Origin of the sequence: Helicobacter suis, from assembly GCF_902196125.1 — a bacterium.
Lineage (GTDB): Bacteria > Campylobacterota > Campylobacteria > Campylobacterales > Helicobacteraceae > Helicobacter > Helicobacter suis_B.
This window is the reverse complement of the sequence record NZ_CABIKG010000002.1, coordinates 21586-38781: the sequence shown is the minus strand read 5'-3', so window position 1 is coordinate 38781 and position 17196 is coordinate 21586. Positions and strand designations below refer to the sequence as shown.

18 protein-coding genes are annotated in these 17196 nt (G+C 38.5%); 15 read left to right on the top strand and 3 right to left on the bottom strand.

The window, feature by feature from the left end; translation table 11 throughout:
• The first annotated feature begins 13 nt into the window (after positions 1-13).
• From G6Q00_RS00965 to G6Q00_RS00955, 3 genes are read left to right on the top strand one after another with little or no spacing between them, the layout of a single operon-like run.
• On the top strand, positions 14-904 hold the full coding sequence (locus tag G6Q00_RS00965) for a DMT family transporter (protein ID WP_163531624.1): 891 nt from the start codon (positions 14-16) through the stop codon (positions 902-904).
• Between the two features lie 13 nt (positions 905-917).
• Positions 918-2120 (top strand): hypothetical protein, encoded by a 1203-nt coding sequence (locus tag G6Q00_RS00960; protein ID WP_163531623.1) that lies wholly within the window; start codon positions 918-920, stop codon positions 2118-2120.
• A 2-nt stretch (positions 2121-2122) separates the two neighbouring features.
• On the top strand, positions 2123-3295 hold the full coding sequence (locus tag G6Q00_RS00955) for a capsular biosynthesis protein (RefSeq protein ID WP_163531622.1): 1173 nt from the start codon (positions 2123-2125) through the stop codon (positions 3293-3295).
• A gap of 29 nt (positions 3296-3324) precedes the next feature.
• Here G6Q00_RS00955 and G6Q00_RS00950 read toward each other — a convergent pair whose 3' ends face one another.
• Positions 3325-3840 carry an NAD(P)H-dependent oxidoreductase gene (locus G6Q00_RS00950; protein WP_205426430.1) on the bottom strand — a complete coding sequence of 172 codons (516 nt, stop codon included), beginning with the start codon at positions 3838-3840 and terminating at the stop codon, positions 3325-3327.
• A gap of 64 nt (positions 3841-3904) precedes the next feature.
• Entirely contained in the window at positions 3905-4846 is a 942-nt protein-coding gene (locus G6Q00_RS00945) for an alpha/beta hydrolase (RefSeq protein WP_163531621.1), read from the bottom strand.
• Between the two features lie 101 nt (positions 4847-4947).
• Here G6Q00_RS00945 and G6Q00_RS00940 point away from each other — a divergent pair, with 101 nt between their 5' ends.
• Entirely contained in the window at positions 4948-5550 is a 603-nt protein-coding gene (locus G6Q00_RS00940) for a DUF6492 family protein (protein WP_163531620.1), read from the top strand.
• A gap of 284 nt (positions 5551-5834) precedes the next feature.
• Here G6Q00_RS00940 and G6Q00_RS00935 read toward each other — a convergent pair whose 3' ends face one another.
• Positions 5835-6890, bottom strand: a complete 1056-nt coding sequence (locus G6Q00_RS00935) for an AI-2E family transporter (RefSeq protein ID WP_163531694.1) — start codon at positions 6888-6890, stop codon at positions 5835-5837.
• A 44-nt stretch (positions 6891-6934) separates the two neighbouring features.
• On the opposite strand from G6Q00_RS00935, the gene dapF reads away from it, so the two are divergent.
• The 11 genes from dapF (at position 6935) to G6Q00_RS00880 (ending at position 17135) form a co-directional block, all read left to right on the top strand.
• Complete coding sequence (gene dapF, locus G6Q00_RS00930; protein WP_163531619.1) at positions 6935-7705, top strand: diaminopimelate epimerase; 771 nt, start codon at positions 6935-6937, stop codon at positions 7703-7705.
• A 219-nt stretch (positions 7706-7924) separates the two neighbouring features.
• Complete coding sequence (locus G6Q00_RS00925) at positions 7925-8920, top strand: RluA family pseudouridine synthase (RefSeq protein WP_430750777.1); 996 nt, start codon at positions 7925-7927, stop codon at positions 8918-8920.
• Entirely contained in the window at positions 8847-10097 is a 1251-nt protein-coding gene (locus tag G6Q00_RS00920) for a fibronectin type III domain-containing protein (RefSeq protein ID WP_205426429.1), read from the top strand. The genes G6Q00_RS00925 and G6Q00_RS00920 overlap by 74 nt, the downstream gene beginning before the upstream one ends.
• A gap of 24 nt (positions 10098-10121) precedes the next feature.
• Positions 10122-11282 (top strand): tRNA (guanosine(46)-N7)-methyltransferase TrmB, encoded by a 1161-nt coding sequence (gene trmB / locus G6Q00_RS00915; protein ID WP_163498763.1) that lies wholly within the window; start codon positions 10122-10124, stop codon positions 11280-11282.
• A 10-nt stretch (positions 11283-11292) separates the two neighbouring features.
• Positions 11293-11964, top strand: a complete 672-nt coding sequence (locus G6Q00_RS00910; RefSeq protein ID WP_163498764.1) for a cell division ATP-binding protein FtsE — start codon at positions 11293-11295, stop codon at positions 11962-11964.
• Entirely contained in the window at positions 11951-12760 is an 810-nt protein-coding gene (locus G6Q00_RS00905) for a cell division protein FtsX (protein WP_163498765.1), read from the top strand. The genes G6Q00_RS00910 and G6Q00_RS00905 overlap by 14 nt, the downstream gene beginning before the upstream one ends.
• The gene (locus G6Q00_RS08410; protein ID WP_205426428.1) at positions 12757-13989 is read left to right on the top strand and encodes a murein hydrolase activator EnvC family protein; all 1233 of its coding nucleotides are present in this window, start codon (positions 12757-12759) and stop codon (positions 13987-13989) included. Before G6Q00_RS00905 ends, G6Q00_RS08410 begins: the two co-directional genes overlap by 4 nt.
• Positions 13990-14050: 61 nt before the next feature.
• The gene (locus tag G6Q00_RS00895) at positions 14051-14422 is read left to right on the top strand and encodes a flagellar protein FlaG (protein ID WP_163531692.1); all 372 of its coding nucleotides are present in this window, start codon (positions 14051-14053) and stop codon (positions 14420-14422) included.
• A gap of 24 nt (positions 14423-14446) precedes the next feature.
• Positions 14447-16516, top strand: a complete 2070-nt coding sequence (gene fliD / locus G6Q00_RS00890) for a flagellar filament capping protein FliD (RefSeq protein WP_163531617.1) — start codon at positions 14447-14449, stop codon at positions 16514-16516.
• A gap of 18 nt (positions 16517-16534) precedes the next feature.
• Positions 16535-16918 carry a flagellar export chaperone FliS gene (gene fliS / locus G6Q00_RS00885; protein WP_163531616.1) on the top strand — a complete coding sequence of 128 codons (384 nt, stop codon included), beginning with the start codon at positions 16535-16537 and terminating at the stop codon, positions 16916-16918.
• Positions 16902-17135 carry a hypothetical protein gene (locus G6Q00_RS00880; protein ID WP_163531615.1) on the top strand — a complete coding sequence of 78 codons (234 nt, stop codon included), beginning with the start codon at positions 16902-16904 and terminating at the stop codon, positions 17133-17135. Before fliS ends, G6Q00_RS00880 begins: the two co-directional genes overlap by 17 nt.
• Positions 17136-17196: the final 61 nt, after the last annotated feature.

The window sequence follows — 17196 nt, the reverse complement described above, 5'->3', positions numbered from 1 at the left end:
TTAGGAGTTTATAGTGAATGTCAAACTAGGTTTATTGTATATGTTTTTAAGTGGGCTAGCCTTAGGAATCATGGGGGCTTTAATGAAGATAGCAAGCGGGTATTTCTCCCCTTCTGAAAATATCTTTTATCGCGCCTTTTTCATGCTCGTATTTTTAATGATCTTTTATTGTTTCAAACCCTTTAGTTTTAAGCCCTACAAAAAGGGCGCTGCTTTGCTTTTATTAGGGCGCATGTCTTTAGGGGCACTTGGCATGTCTTTATTTTCTTATAATATTTATACCATGTCGCTAGCAAATGCTACCGCCTTTAACCAAAGTTCGCCTATCTTTGCAATTGCAATTGCCTTTTTTCTATTTAAAGAGCCGGTGGGCTTTCGGGTGGTTTTAGCAGGTTTATTAGGAATGTTTGGGGTGATTCTTATCTCAAACCCCCAAACAAGTGGTCTCACATGGGTACAGATTTTCCCGGGTGTACTTAATGGCTTAATTGTGGCGGTTGCTTACTCAAGTTTGCACCGCTTAAAAGAATATTATGATGGCTCTTTGATTGTCTTTGCCGTTGCTTCATGTATGTGTCTCTTGGGTTTTTTAGGCTTTTTTATCCATTTGCCACCCTTTGCTACAGGTTATCACCCCATGCGCTTTAGCGGGAATATTTGGCATTGGGATTTGTGGCGCTTAGCTGGCATTGGCTTAAGCGGGGTATTTGGGCAATATTTTTTAACCAGAGCCTACATGATTGCTCCTATCGGGCTTATCTCACCTATGGTTTATAGCCGTCTTCTTTGGAGTACCCTTTTTGGTATTTTGCTTGGAGATCCATGGCCAAACTTGTGGGTAGGAATTGGCATGGGGCTTATTGTATGTTCTGGGGTTTTAATTGCCATTAAAAAACAAAAATAGTTGGGTTTAAAAATTGAGTCTTCCAAGCCACTCTAATAAACCTCTTTACTTTATCTATTTAATCCTTGCAGTGGCTGCTAGCCTTGCTATGGGGGTTTATAAAAGTCTAGAAATTTCAGTGAGTTATAGAGAGGCTTTGCTTTATTTTAGCACCCCTGAAACTCTGTTAGATCGCTATTTATTACAAGCCTTACATACCTTTGTTAGATTAGCCTATTTCTTACCCAAAGATCTAGCCTTGCGCTTACCGGGTCTGTTTTTCCATGCGCTTAACATCATTTTAATTTATTTATTAAGCCTTAAAGAGAAACCCCAAAAACCCTACGATCCCCTCTTTGTTGCTCTAACCTTTGGCTTATTGCCCGGGGTTCAATTAGGCGCGATTTTACTAGGTAAGGCAAGTTTACTTATTACACTTTCGCTTTTATCTTTACTGGCTTATAGAACATGGCTTTTTTATGTTCTAAGCCTTTTAGTTGCCCTTTTAGATGCAAGTTATGTGGTTTTACTAACCGGGTTTTTTTTATACGCCTTTAAACATAAGCAAATGACACACATGTTGATCTTATTTCTAGCCTTATGGATTAATTTATACGCCTTTAAATCTGTCTCAGGCACGCCACAGGGCTTTTTTTTAAATACACTCTTTACTATGCTCATTTTATACTCGCCTTGTTTGTGTATTTATTACCCTTATGCACTTTATACCCAAGCCATTAAGGAATACAAACAAGATAGTTTAATTGGTGTGGTGGGGGCTGTGGGGTTTTTATTGCCCTTATTGCTCTCCTTGCGTCAAGAATTACCCCCAGAATTTTTAAGCTATGGGCCTCTTGGCATGCCTATCTTATTACAAAAAGCGCTTAGCAGTATCCGCTTACATTTACCTATTTTCCGTAGCCACTACTATATCCGTTATAGTTTAGTTTTTGGGACATTACTATTAGAAAGCATGTTTTTATGGGGAGGGTATAATAAATTTGTAAGTACCCACTATGTGGCTAAGGAATTAGCCCTAGCCCTTCATAAAAGAGGGATTGAAACTATCAACACCACCTCCCCTAGAATTGCCCTGCGCTTAAGATTTTATGGGATTAATTCTGGAGGCAATTTATTTCTCATTGAACAGAGTAAACACGCAACAATTAAAATTTATTATAAGAATAAGGTAGCGGCTAGTTATGCCATTTTAAGGAAAAAACCATTAATGCCTTAATCATGGTCTCTGAGAGTAGTTTATCTACTAGCCCTAGACCTAGGCGTTTAGCTCTAGCTCTCATGCATCTTTATCCAAAAGCACAATTTTTTATTCTCTCCCCCCCTCCTTGTGATCTTAGCACTCATTTTATCCCCTTTTCTCCTTTGCTAGGTTCAGCTAGCCGCAGCCTAGCCAAGCAAGAACAATTAAAAACTTGGGTGGAACAAAAAAATTTTACCCCCCTTTTATGGACGCCAAACCGCCTAGAAATGCTCCAAAAACTAAAAACCCTCATACAAGATTTACGCTACAAACGAATTAAAATTAAAGCGCTCTTTATAGAGGATTTAGCCCTATTGCCGGCTATTTTAGAACAGATACAAAATATTGCCCCCCTCATTGTAGATTTAAGAGAGTTTTACCCCGCTTTAATTAATCACCACCACTTCACAGCCCCCCTTTTTGCCCATATCTGCAACCACTATCTACACAAAGCGCATAAAACTCTTAGTATAAATGCCTCCATTGCTAAACTTTATGCAAAAACCTATACAAATTTTAAGCTAGAAAATAACTACACTATTTATTCTACTCCCTTTTATGCTAACCTCTTTGCAAGTCCTATAAATCCTAAATGTATCCGCTTGATCTACCATGGACTTTTAGCTCCAGAGCGCTATTCTGATAATCTTTTAGAATTAGCTAAAGGGCTTAAAGATTTATCCTTGCCCTATCATTTGACAATCATAGGCTTAAGTAAACACCCTAGCTTTTTACAAGACTTTAAAAGCCATCTAAAAACCCTACAATCTCAAGGTTTGCCCATAGATTTTAAACAACCCCTCCCTTTAGAATCCATTATTCCTACAACACAAAGCTATGATATTGGGCTATTAACCCTCCCTGATAATTCTCTTAATCATTTATACGCTTTGCCTAATAAATTCTTTGAATATATCCAAAGTGCTTTATGTGTGCTGAGTACGCCACTAGTAGAGGTAAAAACCTTAATAGAAAATTATGAAATAGGAAGAGTGGGGGTAGATTTTAAAATCCAATCTCTTTTAGAAGTTCTACACACACTAGATTTAGATCAAATCATGCAGGCTAAAATCAAAGCCGCCCAAGCAGCTAAGCTATTATGCATGCAAGCCCAGCTACCCCTGCTTAAACGAGTTATTCAAGATACATAGTTATATTAAAAAGCCATGCTTATGTGTAATTAAGCGACAAGTTGTTTATATTCGCGACATTTCTGAGCCAGTTCTGCATCGCCTAGACCATGCGTAGCCCCAAAAACAGCAAGATGTCCCCCATAAGTAGCCCCTACAAATTTGCTTGTAGCCTTAAACGGATTAAGCAACTCTTCTAAGTTAAAGCCCATCATTCCTTGCGCGCTATAAGATTCTTCCTTGCCACCAAGACTAATACAAAGGAAAAACTCCTTACCTTTTAGAGCTTGCCCAGAAGAACCATAAGCAAAGCCATAGGCAAAGACATCATCAAAATATTTTTTAAGCAAGGGTGGGTAGGAATACCAATAGATAGGGAATTGGAAGACAATTTTATTACTTTGTAACAAAAGTTCTTGTTCGGCTGGAATATTAATTTTAGAGTCTGGATATTTGCCATACAGATCACTAATAACAACAGGTTCATTTTCAATCGCATTTTTTAAGGCTTTATTGACACGAGAAGTACTTAGATCCGGATGGGCTAGAACAACTAAAGTTTTCATGTTTTCCTTTCTAATGATATAAAGGCGGGCTATTCTATAAATTTAATCTAAATAGAAATTAAAGCTAAGGTGCTAAATGCAACTTTTTAAGAAAATCAAAGACCAAATTTAAATTTTGGGGTTTTTCAAAAGCCTCTCCGCCATGCCCTGCTCCCTTTAAAGCCACAAAACGCACTTGATTAGGCCCAATGGCTTTTTCTAAAACCTTAGCAAAAATAGCGCTTTGCTCAGGGGGCACTAAAGGATCAGAAAGCCCGTGCATGATAAAAAAGGGTACGCTTTTTTTACTAACATAGCTTTGTGGGCTGGAGAAATCTACAAAGTTTTTAATTTTACTAAGGGGTTGGCCTAGATAGCGCGATTCAGGGGAAGTATCTGGATTGCGCAACTGCATATGTGCTTGTTTTTGTGTATACATGGTTTTAAAATCAATGGGGCCATAAAAATCTATTACCGCGCTTATATGGCTATTTTCTCTTGCATTGCCTAAATTTAAATCTTCAAGCTCAGGATGGCCTGCTGTTGTGCCAAGCATGGCGGCTAAATTACCTCCAGCAGAATAGCCCCAAGCGATGATAATGTGGGGGTTGAGCTGGTAGGCTGATGCATGGGCTTTAATAAAGCGCACCGCTGCTTTAAGATCAAAAATAGGGGCGGGAAAGGGGGCTTCTTTAGAGAGGCGATAATTAGCCGAGATCACAGCATAGCCTCTTTTAAGAGCCTGCATAGCAGAGTTAATTTCCCCGCTATTTTTATCCCCAAAGGCAAACCCACCCCCATGGATAGCTAGAATTACAGGGTAGGGGGCTTTGCCTTTTTTGGGTAAATAAATATCTAGCTTTTGGGCTTTTGATTGGCTAGCATAGGCGATATTTAAATATTTATGCCCCACGCCTTCAAGATTAATGGGGTGCTCTTTGCCTATTAAGGGAGGAGGCGGGTTATTTAGAGCTAAAAGGGGAAATGTAAGGGTTATAGCCCATAAAAGAGTTTTAAATGCGTACATAGCAATTCCTTAAAAATGGGGTTTAAAAAAGCGAGCATTCTAACAAAGAAAAGTTAAGGGGTGGCTTTTTGGTAAAATAGCCCTTTTGAGAAAGGTTTTAGATGATGCAAAAACAGAGTATAGAGAGGGTGGATATTGTTATTCCTGTCAAAACAGATATTGTTTGGCTTTTTGTTAATATAACCCTACCCTTTATCTTAAAAAATCTCCCCTATAGAAAAATTCTCATTCTCACACATAGGCAAAATTTTTCTAAAATTACTGGTGCAGATTTAGAGATTTTAGATGAAGATCAGATTAGTCAAGGTTTGACTTTAAGAAGTGTACACGACTATTTAGAATCCAGAGGCGCTAATGTTAACCGGAGTGGTTGGTATTTCCAGCAGTTTTTAAAGTTTGCTATAGCACAGACAGATAAGGTGGGTTCTAAGTATCTTGTTTGGGACGCAGATTGTGTACCTTTGCGCAAAATCCCAATTATAGAGAATGGGAAAGTTTTAATAGACACGACCACAGAACACCACCAGCCCTATTTTGATACTATAGATAAATTATGGAGCTTTCAAAAACAAGTGGATTTTTCCTTTATTGCAGAGCATTTTTTGTTTGAAAAATCTTTGGTTTTAAAATTACTTGATGATCTGCTTAAAGAGAGAGAGAGAGAGAGAGATCGCTTTGGTGGCGTGTTATTCTTGAGAGCATAGCTAATTATGATCTATCATATAGCGGATTTAGCGAGTATGAAACCTATGGTAACTTTATAACCCTTCATTTCCCCCACAAATTTAAGATAAGACATTTAAAGAAAACACGGCATGGTACTTTTCTATTGGGGGATACCCCTAATCTAAGATCGTTAAAATTTTTGGGGTTATTTTTTGATTGCATGTCTTTTGAAAGGTGGGAGAAAAAGTGTTACTTTACTCCCTTGCGCTATTATAAGATTTTTCAAGAGATCTTTAAGAGTATAAGAGGTAATTAAAATTAATTAAATCCCTTGTGAGGGCATTTTGCGCGCTGTGGAGGTGAAAACTTTTTCATACACCCGCAAGAGCACGATAAAAAGAGCAGTAATAGTGGGGCCCACAGCAATCCCCCAAAACCCAAACTTACTAATACCAGCCAGAATAGAAAAGAATATTAATATTTCATTGATCTTAAGAGAAACTTTAAGTACCCGCCGTTTGATAAACCCAATTAGCCATGGCTTAATTAAGCTATCAATTAACCCTCCGATTAAAATAACAGAATAAAGCGCAATCACCACCGCGCCTGTGATATTATTCCGGTACATCTCATAAAACGCCACAGGTATCCACACTAACGCCCCGCCTACAATAGGAATGAGCGCAGATAATCCATATAAAACCCCTAAAGAGAGCCAATCTAGTTTAAACCACACCACCAACCCCGCAAAAGCAACCCCTTGTAATACAACATTAATAATAGAGGTGAGTAGCACCACCCGTAAAACCCCGGCTACTTCTCTAAAAATGCCCTTGCTTTGGATTTTTTCAAAGGGGAGTACTTCTAAAATATAGCTGTAAAAAGTCTGTCCATAGAAGAAACATAAAAATAGAAACACTAAAACCATCACCGTATCGCTAGCAAATTTCAAGCTGTACTTGCCAATTTCGCTACTAAAATGCAAGATATAAGACATGAGAGCCTGTGCAGAAACATTGGATAAAATTTTATGCGCGTATTGGCTAAGGGTGGGGAAGTCTTGTATATACATCAATAGGTCGGTTTTAAATTTATTCACAAAGAAAGAGAGCCGCTCTAAATTTAGATGGAAAATAAAATCCATGCTTTTATAAACAAGAAAATAAAGCGGAATAACTAGACAACTTAATAATACCAGTACGCAAAGCAAAGAACTAAAGAGATTGCGCATGTGTTTATCAAAAAACTCTTTAAGCCAAAACACAGTTACGCAAAGTAGCCCAGCGATGAGTAAATCCATTAAGAAATCCTCATACAGATAAAGCATCCAATAAAAAGCTATGCCAAAAAGAAGCCAAAAGAAGTATACCGGTCGCATCACCTAACCCATTTTTTGCACTATAATACCTAAAAAGGTTAAGCATGCACCTGTATAAGTACTGCGCAAGTGGCAATGATTTTTTAATCACTAGCCAATTTAAATCAGGTGGTTATAGCGCGCTAGCCAAGCAAGTTTGCCACCGCCATTATGGTTTTGGTGCTGATGGTTTGGTGGTGTTGCTCCCACATAGTGAGTTAGCCTACACTTGGGAATTTTATAATGCCGATGGGAGTGAAGCTAGCATGTGCGGGAATGCTAGCCGCTGTGCTGGGTTTTATGCTTACAAGCAAGGTTTAGCCCCCTGCCAGCATGCTTTTTTAAGTAAGGCTGGGATTATCCAAGTACAGGTGCAAAGTTTAAGCCAAACATTAGCCCTAGTGCAGAGTAATTTAGGCATACCAAAATGGTTACAAACCCTAAATTTAGAGGGGAAAACTTGGTATTTACTAGATACTGGTGTGCCTCATTTAGTACATTTCGTACCCTCTTTAAAACAAATTCCTAGCACTAAGATAGCTTTAATGCAAACGCTAAGAGAGCGCTTTAATGCCAATGTCAATATCGCCTGTATCCTAGATAATCACACAATCTATCTAGCTACCTATGAAAGAGGAGTTGAGGATATTACTCTGGCTTGCGGCACGGGTATGGCTGCTGTTTTTATGGCTGCTTATCAAGAACACCATTTAATGCCACAAGCCACTCTCATACCCCCCAGCCAAGAAAAGTTAAGCTTGTACTTAAAAGAGAATGAAGTCTATTTTAAAGGAAAGGTGGAGTATGTGGGCATGGTGTTAGGGGCTTTAGCCTAAAACCTTAGAGATAAGATTACCACTCGCACCGTAAAGCCCCTAGCTTTAGCTATGGGGATATAAGGCGTTTTTTGTGTTATAATGTCCGCCATAGAGTTGGGGCATCAACTCTTGGAGTAGAGGCTGTAAGACCCGTCTAGCGGGCAAGTCTTGATGATCCCAGAATCCCCTAGCTTTAGCTATGGGGAGTATGTCAAAAGAACAATAGCGATGAAACAGATTAAACAGACTTTTACCGCTATGCAAGAGGAGCGGCTAGATACTTTTTTAACTAAATCTTTAGGGGTGGCAAAAAATCAGATTTTACAATGCATTAAATCCTCACAGGTACAGGTTAATGATAAAACAATTTTAAAGGGAGGATTAAAGCTTAAAATAGGCGATGAGGTGGTGTTTAAACCCTCCCAAGTGCCCCTAGAAGTTTATAAGCCTACAGATTTAAAAATAGAAATTCTTTATGAAGATGCAGATATTTTAGTGCTTAATAAACCCCCCTATTTGGCAATGCATCCAGCCACAAGTCTACATGAGCCTACCTTAGTGGATTATTTACAAGCTAAGGGAGTTACTCTTTCTACCCTTAGTGGTGAATCGCGTTGTGGTATTGTGCACCGTTTAGATAAAAATACAAGTGGGGCAGTTGTGATTGCTAAAAATAACACCACCCATGCTAACCTAGCCACCCAATTACAAATAAGAGAAATGGGTCGTTATTACTTAGCTCTCATTACAGAACCTTTAAAAAAACCTATGCGTGTGGAGTGCCACTTAGGGCGACACCCTAAAAATCGTTTAAAGATGACTAATTTAGACGCGCTTAGACAAAATATAAAAGGGGGCAGATATTCTAAGACAGATTTTATCCCTTTGCTTAGCAATGTACGAGGAATCCAACTCATTGCAGCTAAGCTATACAGTGGCCGTACACACCAAGTACGCGCCCATTTAGAGAGTCTAGGCCGCCACATTTTAGGGGATACTTTATATGGTAAAAAAGATAACTACAAGGGGCGTATTTTATTGCATGCTTATTTGCTCTATATGACCCACCCTACAAGCCAAGAGAAACTACTTTTTAAAGCCCAAATTTTAGAGGATATGGTAGAATGCCTAGAAAAAGAATTTCAAGGGGTTGCTTGGGATGGCCTTATCCGGGAAGATTATATTCTTGGCTTGTTTAACGCTACTGTTTGTGAATTGTTCAACCCCTCGTAAAAACCACACCCTTTCATTCCACAAGGCAGAAGAAACAGTCGATGCGAGTTTACCCGTAGTTGAGGGCATTAAAACAATTAATGATGTACAATCTGTAGGGTTTGAGTGGCAACCTGTTTCTACTCCCTCGCTTATTGATGGTTTTGCGATCTATCGCATGCAAAAGGATCAGACCTATAGGCGGGTGGGAATGGTTAGAAACCCGCTTGCCACCCATTACTACGATGAGGGTTTAACCCCACAGACTCAGTATTATTACAAAATCGCCACCATTGGCAAAAATGGCGGGGTTTCTAACATGTCTCAAGCTATTAGTGTGAATACATCTTATATCAACCCTGTAGAAAGTGTTTTTGCTAGCCAAGAGGGGCCTAAAGAGGTTAAAATCTTTTGGAGTCCACACCCTAATCCGAGCATTTCGCGTTACATTATCCAAAGGGAGGGTCCTGATGGGAAGTTTTCTAATATTGGGGTGGTTAAGAATCGCTTGTATGTAGAGTATTTTGATAAAAATCTAGCAGACGGGCAAGAGCATCGCTACCGCGTGATTGCTGAAAGTTTTGAAGGCGCTAAGTCTTTGCCTAGTGCAGTGGTGGTGGGTAGAACAAAGGCTGTACCTAAGGATTTATCCAATGTACAAGCTAGTACAGATTTAACACGCAAGATCAAACTTACATGGAGTCCTTCAGATCAAAGCGATGTTGTAGATTATAGAATCTATGCAGCCGATCGTGCAGACGGGAAATTTAAAAGCATTGCAGAAACAAAGGATACAAATTATACAGACTTAGTAGATTTAGACGGGGTACAAAGATTTTATAAAGTAGTGGCTGTGGATAAATATGGATTAGAGGGGGCTATGCCAGCTGGAGCAATTAGTGGCATGACTTTAGCGCGGCCTACAACGCCTGTTATCACTAAAGGTACGATTGAAGATGGACGGGCTATTATTCAGTGGCAGAGTATCCAAGATGGGCGGGTAAAAGATTATGCGGTTTACCGTTTTGATGGCAATTCTAATTCCCAGCCTTTAAGATTTGGCAATATTTTAAACACCCAATTTATTGATAAAAATATGGTAAGTGGCAGAAAATACCGCTACCAAGTGGTGAGTGTAGATGCAGACGGGCTAGAATCGCGGCCAAGTAAAGAAGTAGAGTTGCGTTTGGATCGCTAAGTACAGGGTATTTTTATGTAGCCCATGCCACATTTTATCGCTAGTAGTGCTAAATTACCCACTTTTCCCTTTAAAGAGGGAGGGTTTATATTCCTCTATGAAGCGAGGAGTTTGAGAAATCCGCACTTAAGCATGTTACGCGTGCATTATCCTAGTGAGGGGTTTTATGATTTTTGTATTCTAAAGATAGAACAAGAAAGGGGGCTTTTATTTAAAGGGGAAAAATCTACACGACCTATTCCTGTTAGCATTCTCAAACAAGCCCTCCGTGTTTTAGCGCTTTATTGCCAAAATATAGAAGGAAATTTAGGTTTTAATCTAGCTAAACCCTGTGCTTGTTTAATTGATTGGGGTATTTTTAAAATTCCTTCTTCTTTTCATCTTGAAATTGGTTTTGGATCGGGCCGCCATTTGCTTAATAAAGCCATGTCTAACCCGGATAAATTTTATATCGGTGTGGAAGTGCATACACCCTCTATAGAGCAAGTGTTGCGCCAAATTAAAATTTTAGGGCTACAAAATCTTTATATCACTTATGCAGATGCTAGAACTCTTTTAGAAGTTTTACCAAAGCGCTGTGTGGGTTTAGATGTACATTTTCCAGTGCCTTGGCCTAAAAATCCACAACGCCGTATCTGGACTGCAAAAACCCTTGTACATATGCTAGCTATACTACGCCCCAAAAGCCTTTTATGGCTTAGAACAGATAATTTTGATTATTTTAAAGAGAGTTTACATTTAGCACTTGATTTACCCCATTGCACCATGCAAGTCTTTAAAAATAGCGCGCAGGAAATGGTAGTTAGCAAGTATGAAGCCCGTTGGAAAAGACAGCATAAAGATATTTATGATTTGTATTTACAAGTACAGGACATGCCTAATAGATCAATACAGCCCTTGCTATTAGAAAATAGTGCAAAAATTTCTATTAACCCTTCTCTTAAGGCTTGTACTTTGTGGCACAATCAGGTTATTAAACAAGATTACTTTTTGAAAGTTGTAGATGTGCTAGAATATAAGAATTTATGGCTACTGGTGGTGAGTCTAGGAGATTTGCAAGCGCCCTTAAATAAAGTCCTTGTATTGGATAAAAATAAAGGGAGTTTAGAGTATATAGGGGGTTTGCCTTTTAACACAAAAGCCCACCGCTATGCTCACCAAAAGTTAGAGGAAATGTTGGGGTAGGAGGTGTATTTTGAGTAGTATTATTTTTGCTAGGGATTTATCCTTAGGTTATAAGCGCGATGAATGGGTGATTAAGGGCGCGCATTTTAAGATTGAGCGCAAGGATTTTGTTTTTATTTCAGGAGCTAGTGGGAGTGGCAAGAGTACTTTACTGCGCTCTTTATATGGGGATTTACCCATTTTAGGAGGGGATTTAGAGGTGTGTAATATCAGCGTTAATAAAGCCTCTAAAACCTTTATCAATGAGTTACGGCGCAATATTGGGGTGGTGTTTCAAGATTATAAACTCATTGAAGAGTGGACAGTGGAGCAAAATATCAAATTGCCCATGATTATTAATGGCTATAAAAAAGAAGAATGCAGTATTCAGGCTGAAAAACTCTTAGCCCATGTAGATTTACTTTATAAGTCTAATCGCTACCCTTTAGAGCTTAGCGGAGGCGAACAACAACGAGTGGCTATGGCTAGAGCCATTGCGCACAAACCTTTTTTAATTCTAGCTGATGAACCTACCGGTAATTTAGATGATTATTCTAGCGATATGATTTGGAGCTTGCTTAAGGGGGCTAATAAACAATTAGACATTACAATTGTGGTAGTTACTCACAGAATCCCGAGTAATTTTAATATTCCTTACCGCAAGATTTATATCAAAGATGGAGAGATCCATGAATACACTTAAGGAGCATTTGGCTTTTCTTCTCCCTTTGATAGCTTTATTATTTAGTTTGGAAAGTATTTTATTTGTGGAGCGTGCTGTTAGTATCAGAGAGGATAAATTATCTAAGAATTATGCTATCACTATTGTTAGTAGACAACCCCTTTCTTTGCAGTTTATCCGCCAAAATATCCCCAATAGCGCTTCTTTAACTTTAATTAGCCCGGATACGCTATTAGAAAGACTTAAGCAAAATTTCACCCAAGCTAATATCGCTAATCTTAAAAAGAGTTTACCCCTTTTTTATTCTTTAAAGCTATCGCTATTCCCCACTTTAGAACAACTTGATGCCATTCATAAAAAACTTCTTAGAATTCCGGGAGTTGAAAAAGTAGAGGTTTTTAGTAAAACCCATGATCAAGAATATAGGCTTTTGCTACTATTAAAAAAGAATACCCTAGCATTTGCCTCTATTGTGGTGATTCTCTCTATTTTGCTGCTGATCAAACAAATCAGCGTATGGAATTTAAAATATGCTAAACGCATTGAAATCATGGAGCTTTTAGGAGCGCCTATGCGTATTAAAAATGGCTTTTTATTCAAATTAGCTTTGGTTGATTCAATTCTAGCTAGCATGGTTGTTGCATTAGGGAGTTTGTATTTATCCATGCAAGAGAAATTCCAAATGATTTTACAGGTTTTAGAGATTGATCGTAATTTATTCATATGGCAAGAGGATTTATTTATTTTTTTAAGCGCTTCTATTAGTGTATCTTTGGTGTGTGTGTGGGTGGTTGTGATTCAAAGGAGAGCGGTATGAAAACATGGAAAGTGAGTTTATGGTGTTTATTTATGGGGGTATTATATGGGCAGGCAATTGAGGAAATTAATAAAAACATTAGTTTTAATCAAAGTAAACTACAAGAGACCACTTTAGAAAAAACCAAACTCAGTAACCATTTAAATAGCTTGGGTAATGCGATTAATCAAAAATACCAGCAAAGTAAGGAGCTATCCAGACAAATTCAAGGGATTCAAAGAAATATTGATAAAAACCAAGTCCAAAATCTCGCCCAAGAGAAATCTTTAGAGGAACACCGCCTTTTTTTAGAAAACTTGAAAAAAAGCCGCCATAAAATCCAAGATGCGATGACTAATATCTTATTAAAAGATATTTTATTTGCTATGGTTTTGGATAAACAGCATTTGGCTAGCACTGAGGATATTATTTTACAAACCGTCTTTACCTACCTCAACAAAAACTCTAGGATACAACTAGCTAATCTTAATTTACAAGAGGAACAAATTAGCGCTAGAATTGCCCAAATCACAAACAACATTAACCAAATCAGCGCGGCTATCAATGCCCAAAGAGATCGCAAACAAAATTTACAAAGCATGGTATCTGCGCAAAAGAAATTAATTGAAAATATGCGCGCTGAGTTGGTGGTTTATAATAAAAAGTTAGAAACCCTAGATAAAGAGCGCAAGGGATTAGATCAGCTATTAGCCTCGCTTAATATTATTAAGCAAAAAGAATTAGAACGGCAACGCAAAAGCAAAGCAAAAGCCCCATCACCTTCTATTGACGGTATAGAAGCGCCTTTAGAAGTACGGCAAGTGGCTAGTTCTTATCGCGATATTGTTACTATTTCTTATACAGGGCCTAAGACTATCGCGCCTCTTGCTAGTTATAGAATTGTACAAAAATTTGGCCCCTATTTTGATCCAGTTTATAAGCTCAAAGTTTTTAATGAATCTGTTACGCTAGTTTCTACTAAACCTAATGCCGTTGTACGCAATATTTTTGATGGACGGGTGGTTTATGCTAAAGAAGTACCCATTCTTAAAAAGGTGATTATCATTGAGCATAAAGATGGTATGCATACGATCTATTCTCAATTAGATAAAATCGCCCCCACGATCAAACATGGTCTTAGGATACAAAAGGGTTATGTAATTGGCCGGATTGATCAACGGTTGAGTTTTGAAGTAACGCTTAGAGATAAGCATATCAATCCCTTAGAGATCATTGCGCGCACACAATAGATCTAGTATAAACAAAAATAAGGGAGTGCCGATCTAGACTGGGTAAATAATATAATAAGGAATACCCGTGTCTAGTGAAATTGGGAATGTCTCTACTGCCTTAACAACCCACCTAGATACACACCACCCCGATCAGGTTGTCCATGCTGATCAAGTCTCTTTGTCTAAACAAGTTAAGCCAGAGGTTAAGCAAGAGGTTTTACCTCCAAAGGAACAGGATTTGCAGAAGCTAAGTAAAGAGCTCAACGAAGAGATGAAGCGGATTCGATCTGACTTGACTTTTAGCTACAATGAAGAGATTCGTAGTTTAGTGGTTACTATCAAGGATTCAAATGGAGATAAAATTATCCGCCAAATTCCTTCGCAAGAGGTAATTAGGTTAGCAGAGAAAATGCATGATATTGTGGGGATTATCTTTGATAAAAGAGGTTAGAGTTCACTAAGGTGGAGTGAAGTCATGGCAATTGGAAAGTTAAGTTCTTTAGGGATTGGTAGCAAGGTTTTAAATTACGATGTAATTGATAAACTTAAAAGTGCTGATGAAAAAACTATGGTGGCTCCCATTGATCGAAAAATGGAAGTTAATCTGGAAAAACAAAAGGCCTTAGTTGAGATTAAAACTTTGCTTGCTAATCTTAAAGCACCCGTTAATGCCTTAACAGATTATTCAACTTACACTAGTCGCAGTAGTAGCGTGAGCAGTGGAGCGCTTAAGGCCACTGTAAGCCCGGGTATTCCTGTGCAAGATATTAAAGTAGAAGTTGAAGATCTAGCACAAGGGGATATTAACGAGGTGGGTACGCATTTTAGAGATCGCGATGATGCTTTTAGCCAAGCTAATACCAAATTACACTTTTATACCAACAATAAAAACTACACGGTTAATATTAAAGCTGGCATGAGTGTAGGCGATGTCGCCCAAGCCATTACAGATGCCACAGGTGGTGAAGTGATGGGGATTGTGATGAAAACCGGGGGGGATAAACCCTACCAGTTAATGATTAACACTAAAAACCCCGGGGCTAATAACCGCGTGTATTTTGGCTCTAGTGTGATTTCTACTCTTGCTAGCGATGCGTCCATTAATTTAGCCATAGGGGGCACTACACAAGATGGAAAAAGTACAGAAGATGATTTTTTTATCAAGCTCAGAGATGATAAGGGTGGAGTGGTTAAAATCCCTATTAGTCTTAATCTTGATAAGGCTTCTGTGCAAGATAAAAATAAAGCCCTACAAATAGCCATTAAAAAAGCCCTAGAGGATAATGCACAAACTAAAGACTTAGTAGATAGCGGGCAGATTAATGTTGGCTTAATTAATGATGGAAAGTCTTTAGTGCTTAATGATCAAAGGGGATTAGAAATTGAAGTTGGAGGGGCTAAAGCAGCTGAACTAGGTTTTGTTAAAACTAAATCAGATCAAGAAGATTTACTTAAGGGTACAACAGGCATTGCTTCCGGTCAAATCAAGGGCACTATTAATTTTAATGGGCAAGCTATTAATTTGGGGGCTATCACTGCGCGGGGCAATTCTAGCGATGTTAATGCCCAAGCCATTGTTAGGGCGATTAATGGCATTGAAGGGTTGCACGCTTCTTTAGGCACAGACGGCAAATTAATCCTTAATAGTGAAAGCGGTGAATTGCGTATAACCGGTGTGGGCGCTGATGGTAAGGCAGCTGTAAATAGTTTGGGTTTGTCTGAGGGCTTAAGCCAAACTTATGCTAAATTACACAATCTCTTTGCCTTTAAAAAACTACAAAGTGCCTCTGATGCTAGATTTACCTACAATGGTGCGACTATCACCCGCCCTACAAATGAAGTAAATGATGTGATTAATGGCGTATCTTTGAGTTTATTAGCCAAAACTGAGCCGGGCAAACCAGCCATTATTAGTATTACCCGTGATAGTAAAGCCATTGTTGATCACATTAAAGAGTTTGTCAAAGCCTATAATGCATTAATCCCTAAATTAGATGAAACAACCCGCTACGATCCAGATACTAAAATTGCGGGTGTGTTTAATGGCGTGGGGGATATCCGTACAATTCGCTCTTCTATTAATAATGCCATTGCTTTTACCATCACAACGGCTAAGGGTGTGGATAGTCTTATGAAATATGGAATTACGCTTGATGAGCATGGAAAAATGAGTTTAGATGAGGGTAGACTCACTAATGCGCTTAATGCTGATCCACAAGCCGCTCAAGATTTTTTCTATGGTAGCGATGTTAAGAGCATGGGGGGTAAGGAGATTCACCAAGACGGGATTTTTATCAAGTTAGATAAAGTTTTACAAGGTTTGGTCGATGGTGGTAACGCTAGATTGAAGTTATACGAGGACTCTTTAGATCAAGACGCTAAAAATTTAAAAAGAGATAAGGAGAATGCAATGGAAATGCTTAAAACCCGTTATGACATGATGGCAGAACGCTTTGCGGCTTATGATGAGCGCATTTCTAAGGCAAATAAATCCTTTGATGCGGTGCAAATGATGATCGATCAAGCAGCCGCCAAAAAGAATTAAAATCTGAAAGGGAAAATGATGTTTAAAGCAAATGCATACAGCTTATACCAGCAAAATGCCGTAACGGTAGAATCTCCGGCTAAACTCATTGAGATGCTCTATGAAGGTATCTTAAAATTTGCCGCCCAAGCTAAGCGTTATATTGAGGCAGAGGATATTGAGAGAAAAATTACCTACATCAATAAAGTAACGGATATTTTTACAGAACTTCTAAATATCCTAGATTATGAAAGGGGCGGGGAAGTTGCGGTGTATTTAACAGGGCTATACACCCACCAAATTAAAGTACTCACCCAAGCCAATGTAGAAAATGATACTAATAAGATCGATCTAGTCATGCGCGTAGCCAAAGGGCTATTAGAAGCTTGGAGGGAGATTCACCAGAATGAATTGGGCCGATGAACTTAAAATTGCGCTACTAGAGGATAATTTAGAAAAAGCTTCCTATTTAGTAGAGACTTGCCCTTTTTTAGATCATAGCTGTTTAGATTTGGAGGTTTTAGAAAGCGCTAAGGCATTAATTGGCATGACTATTGAGCGTCTTAAGCAAGAACAACAAACTTTAGGTCTACAAATGCGCCAACTTAAAACAACCCAAAAGTTTTTAGAAATTTCCTAGTATAACCTTTGTAATTAAATGTATTTAGATAGAATGCGTTTCCAAAAGGAGTTGATGCGTG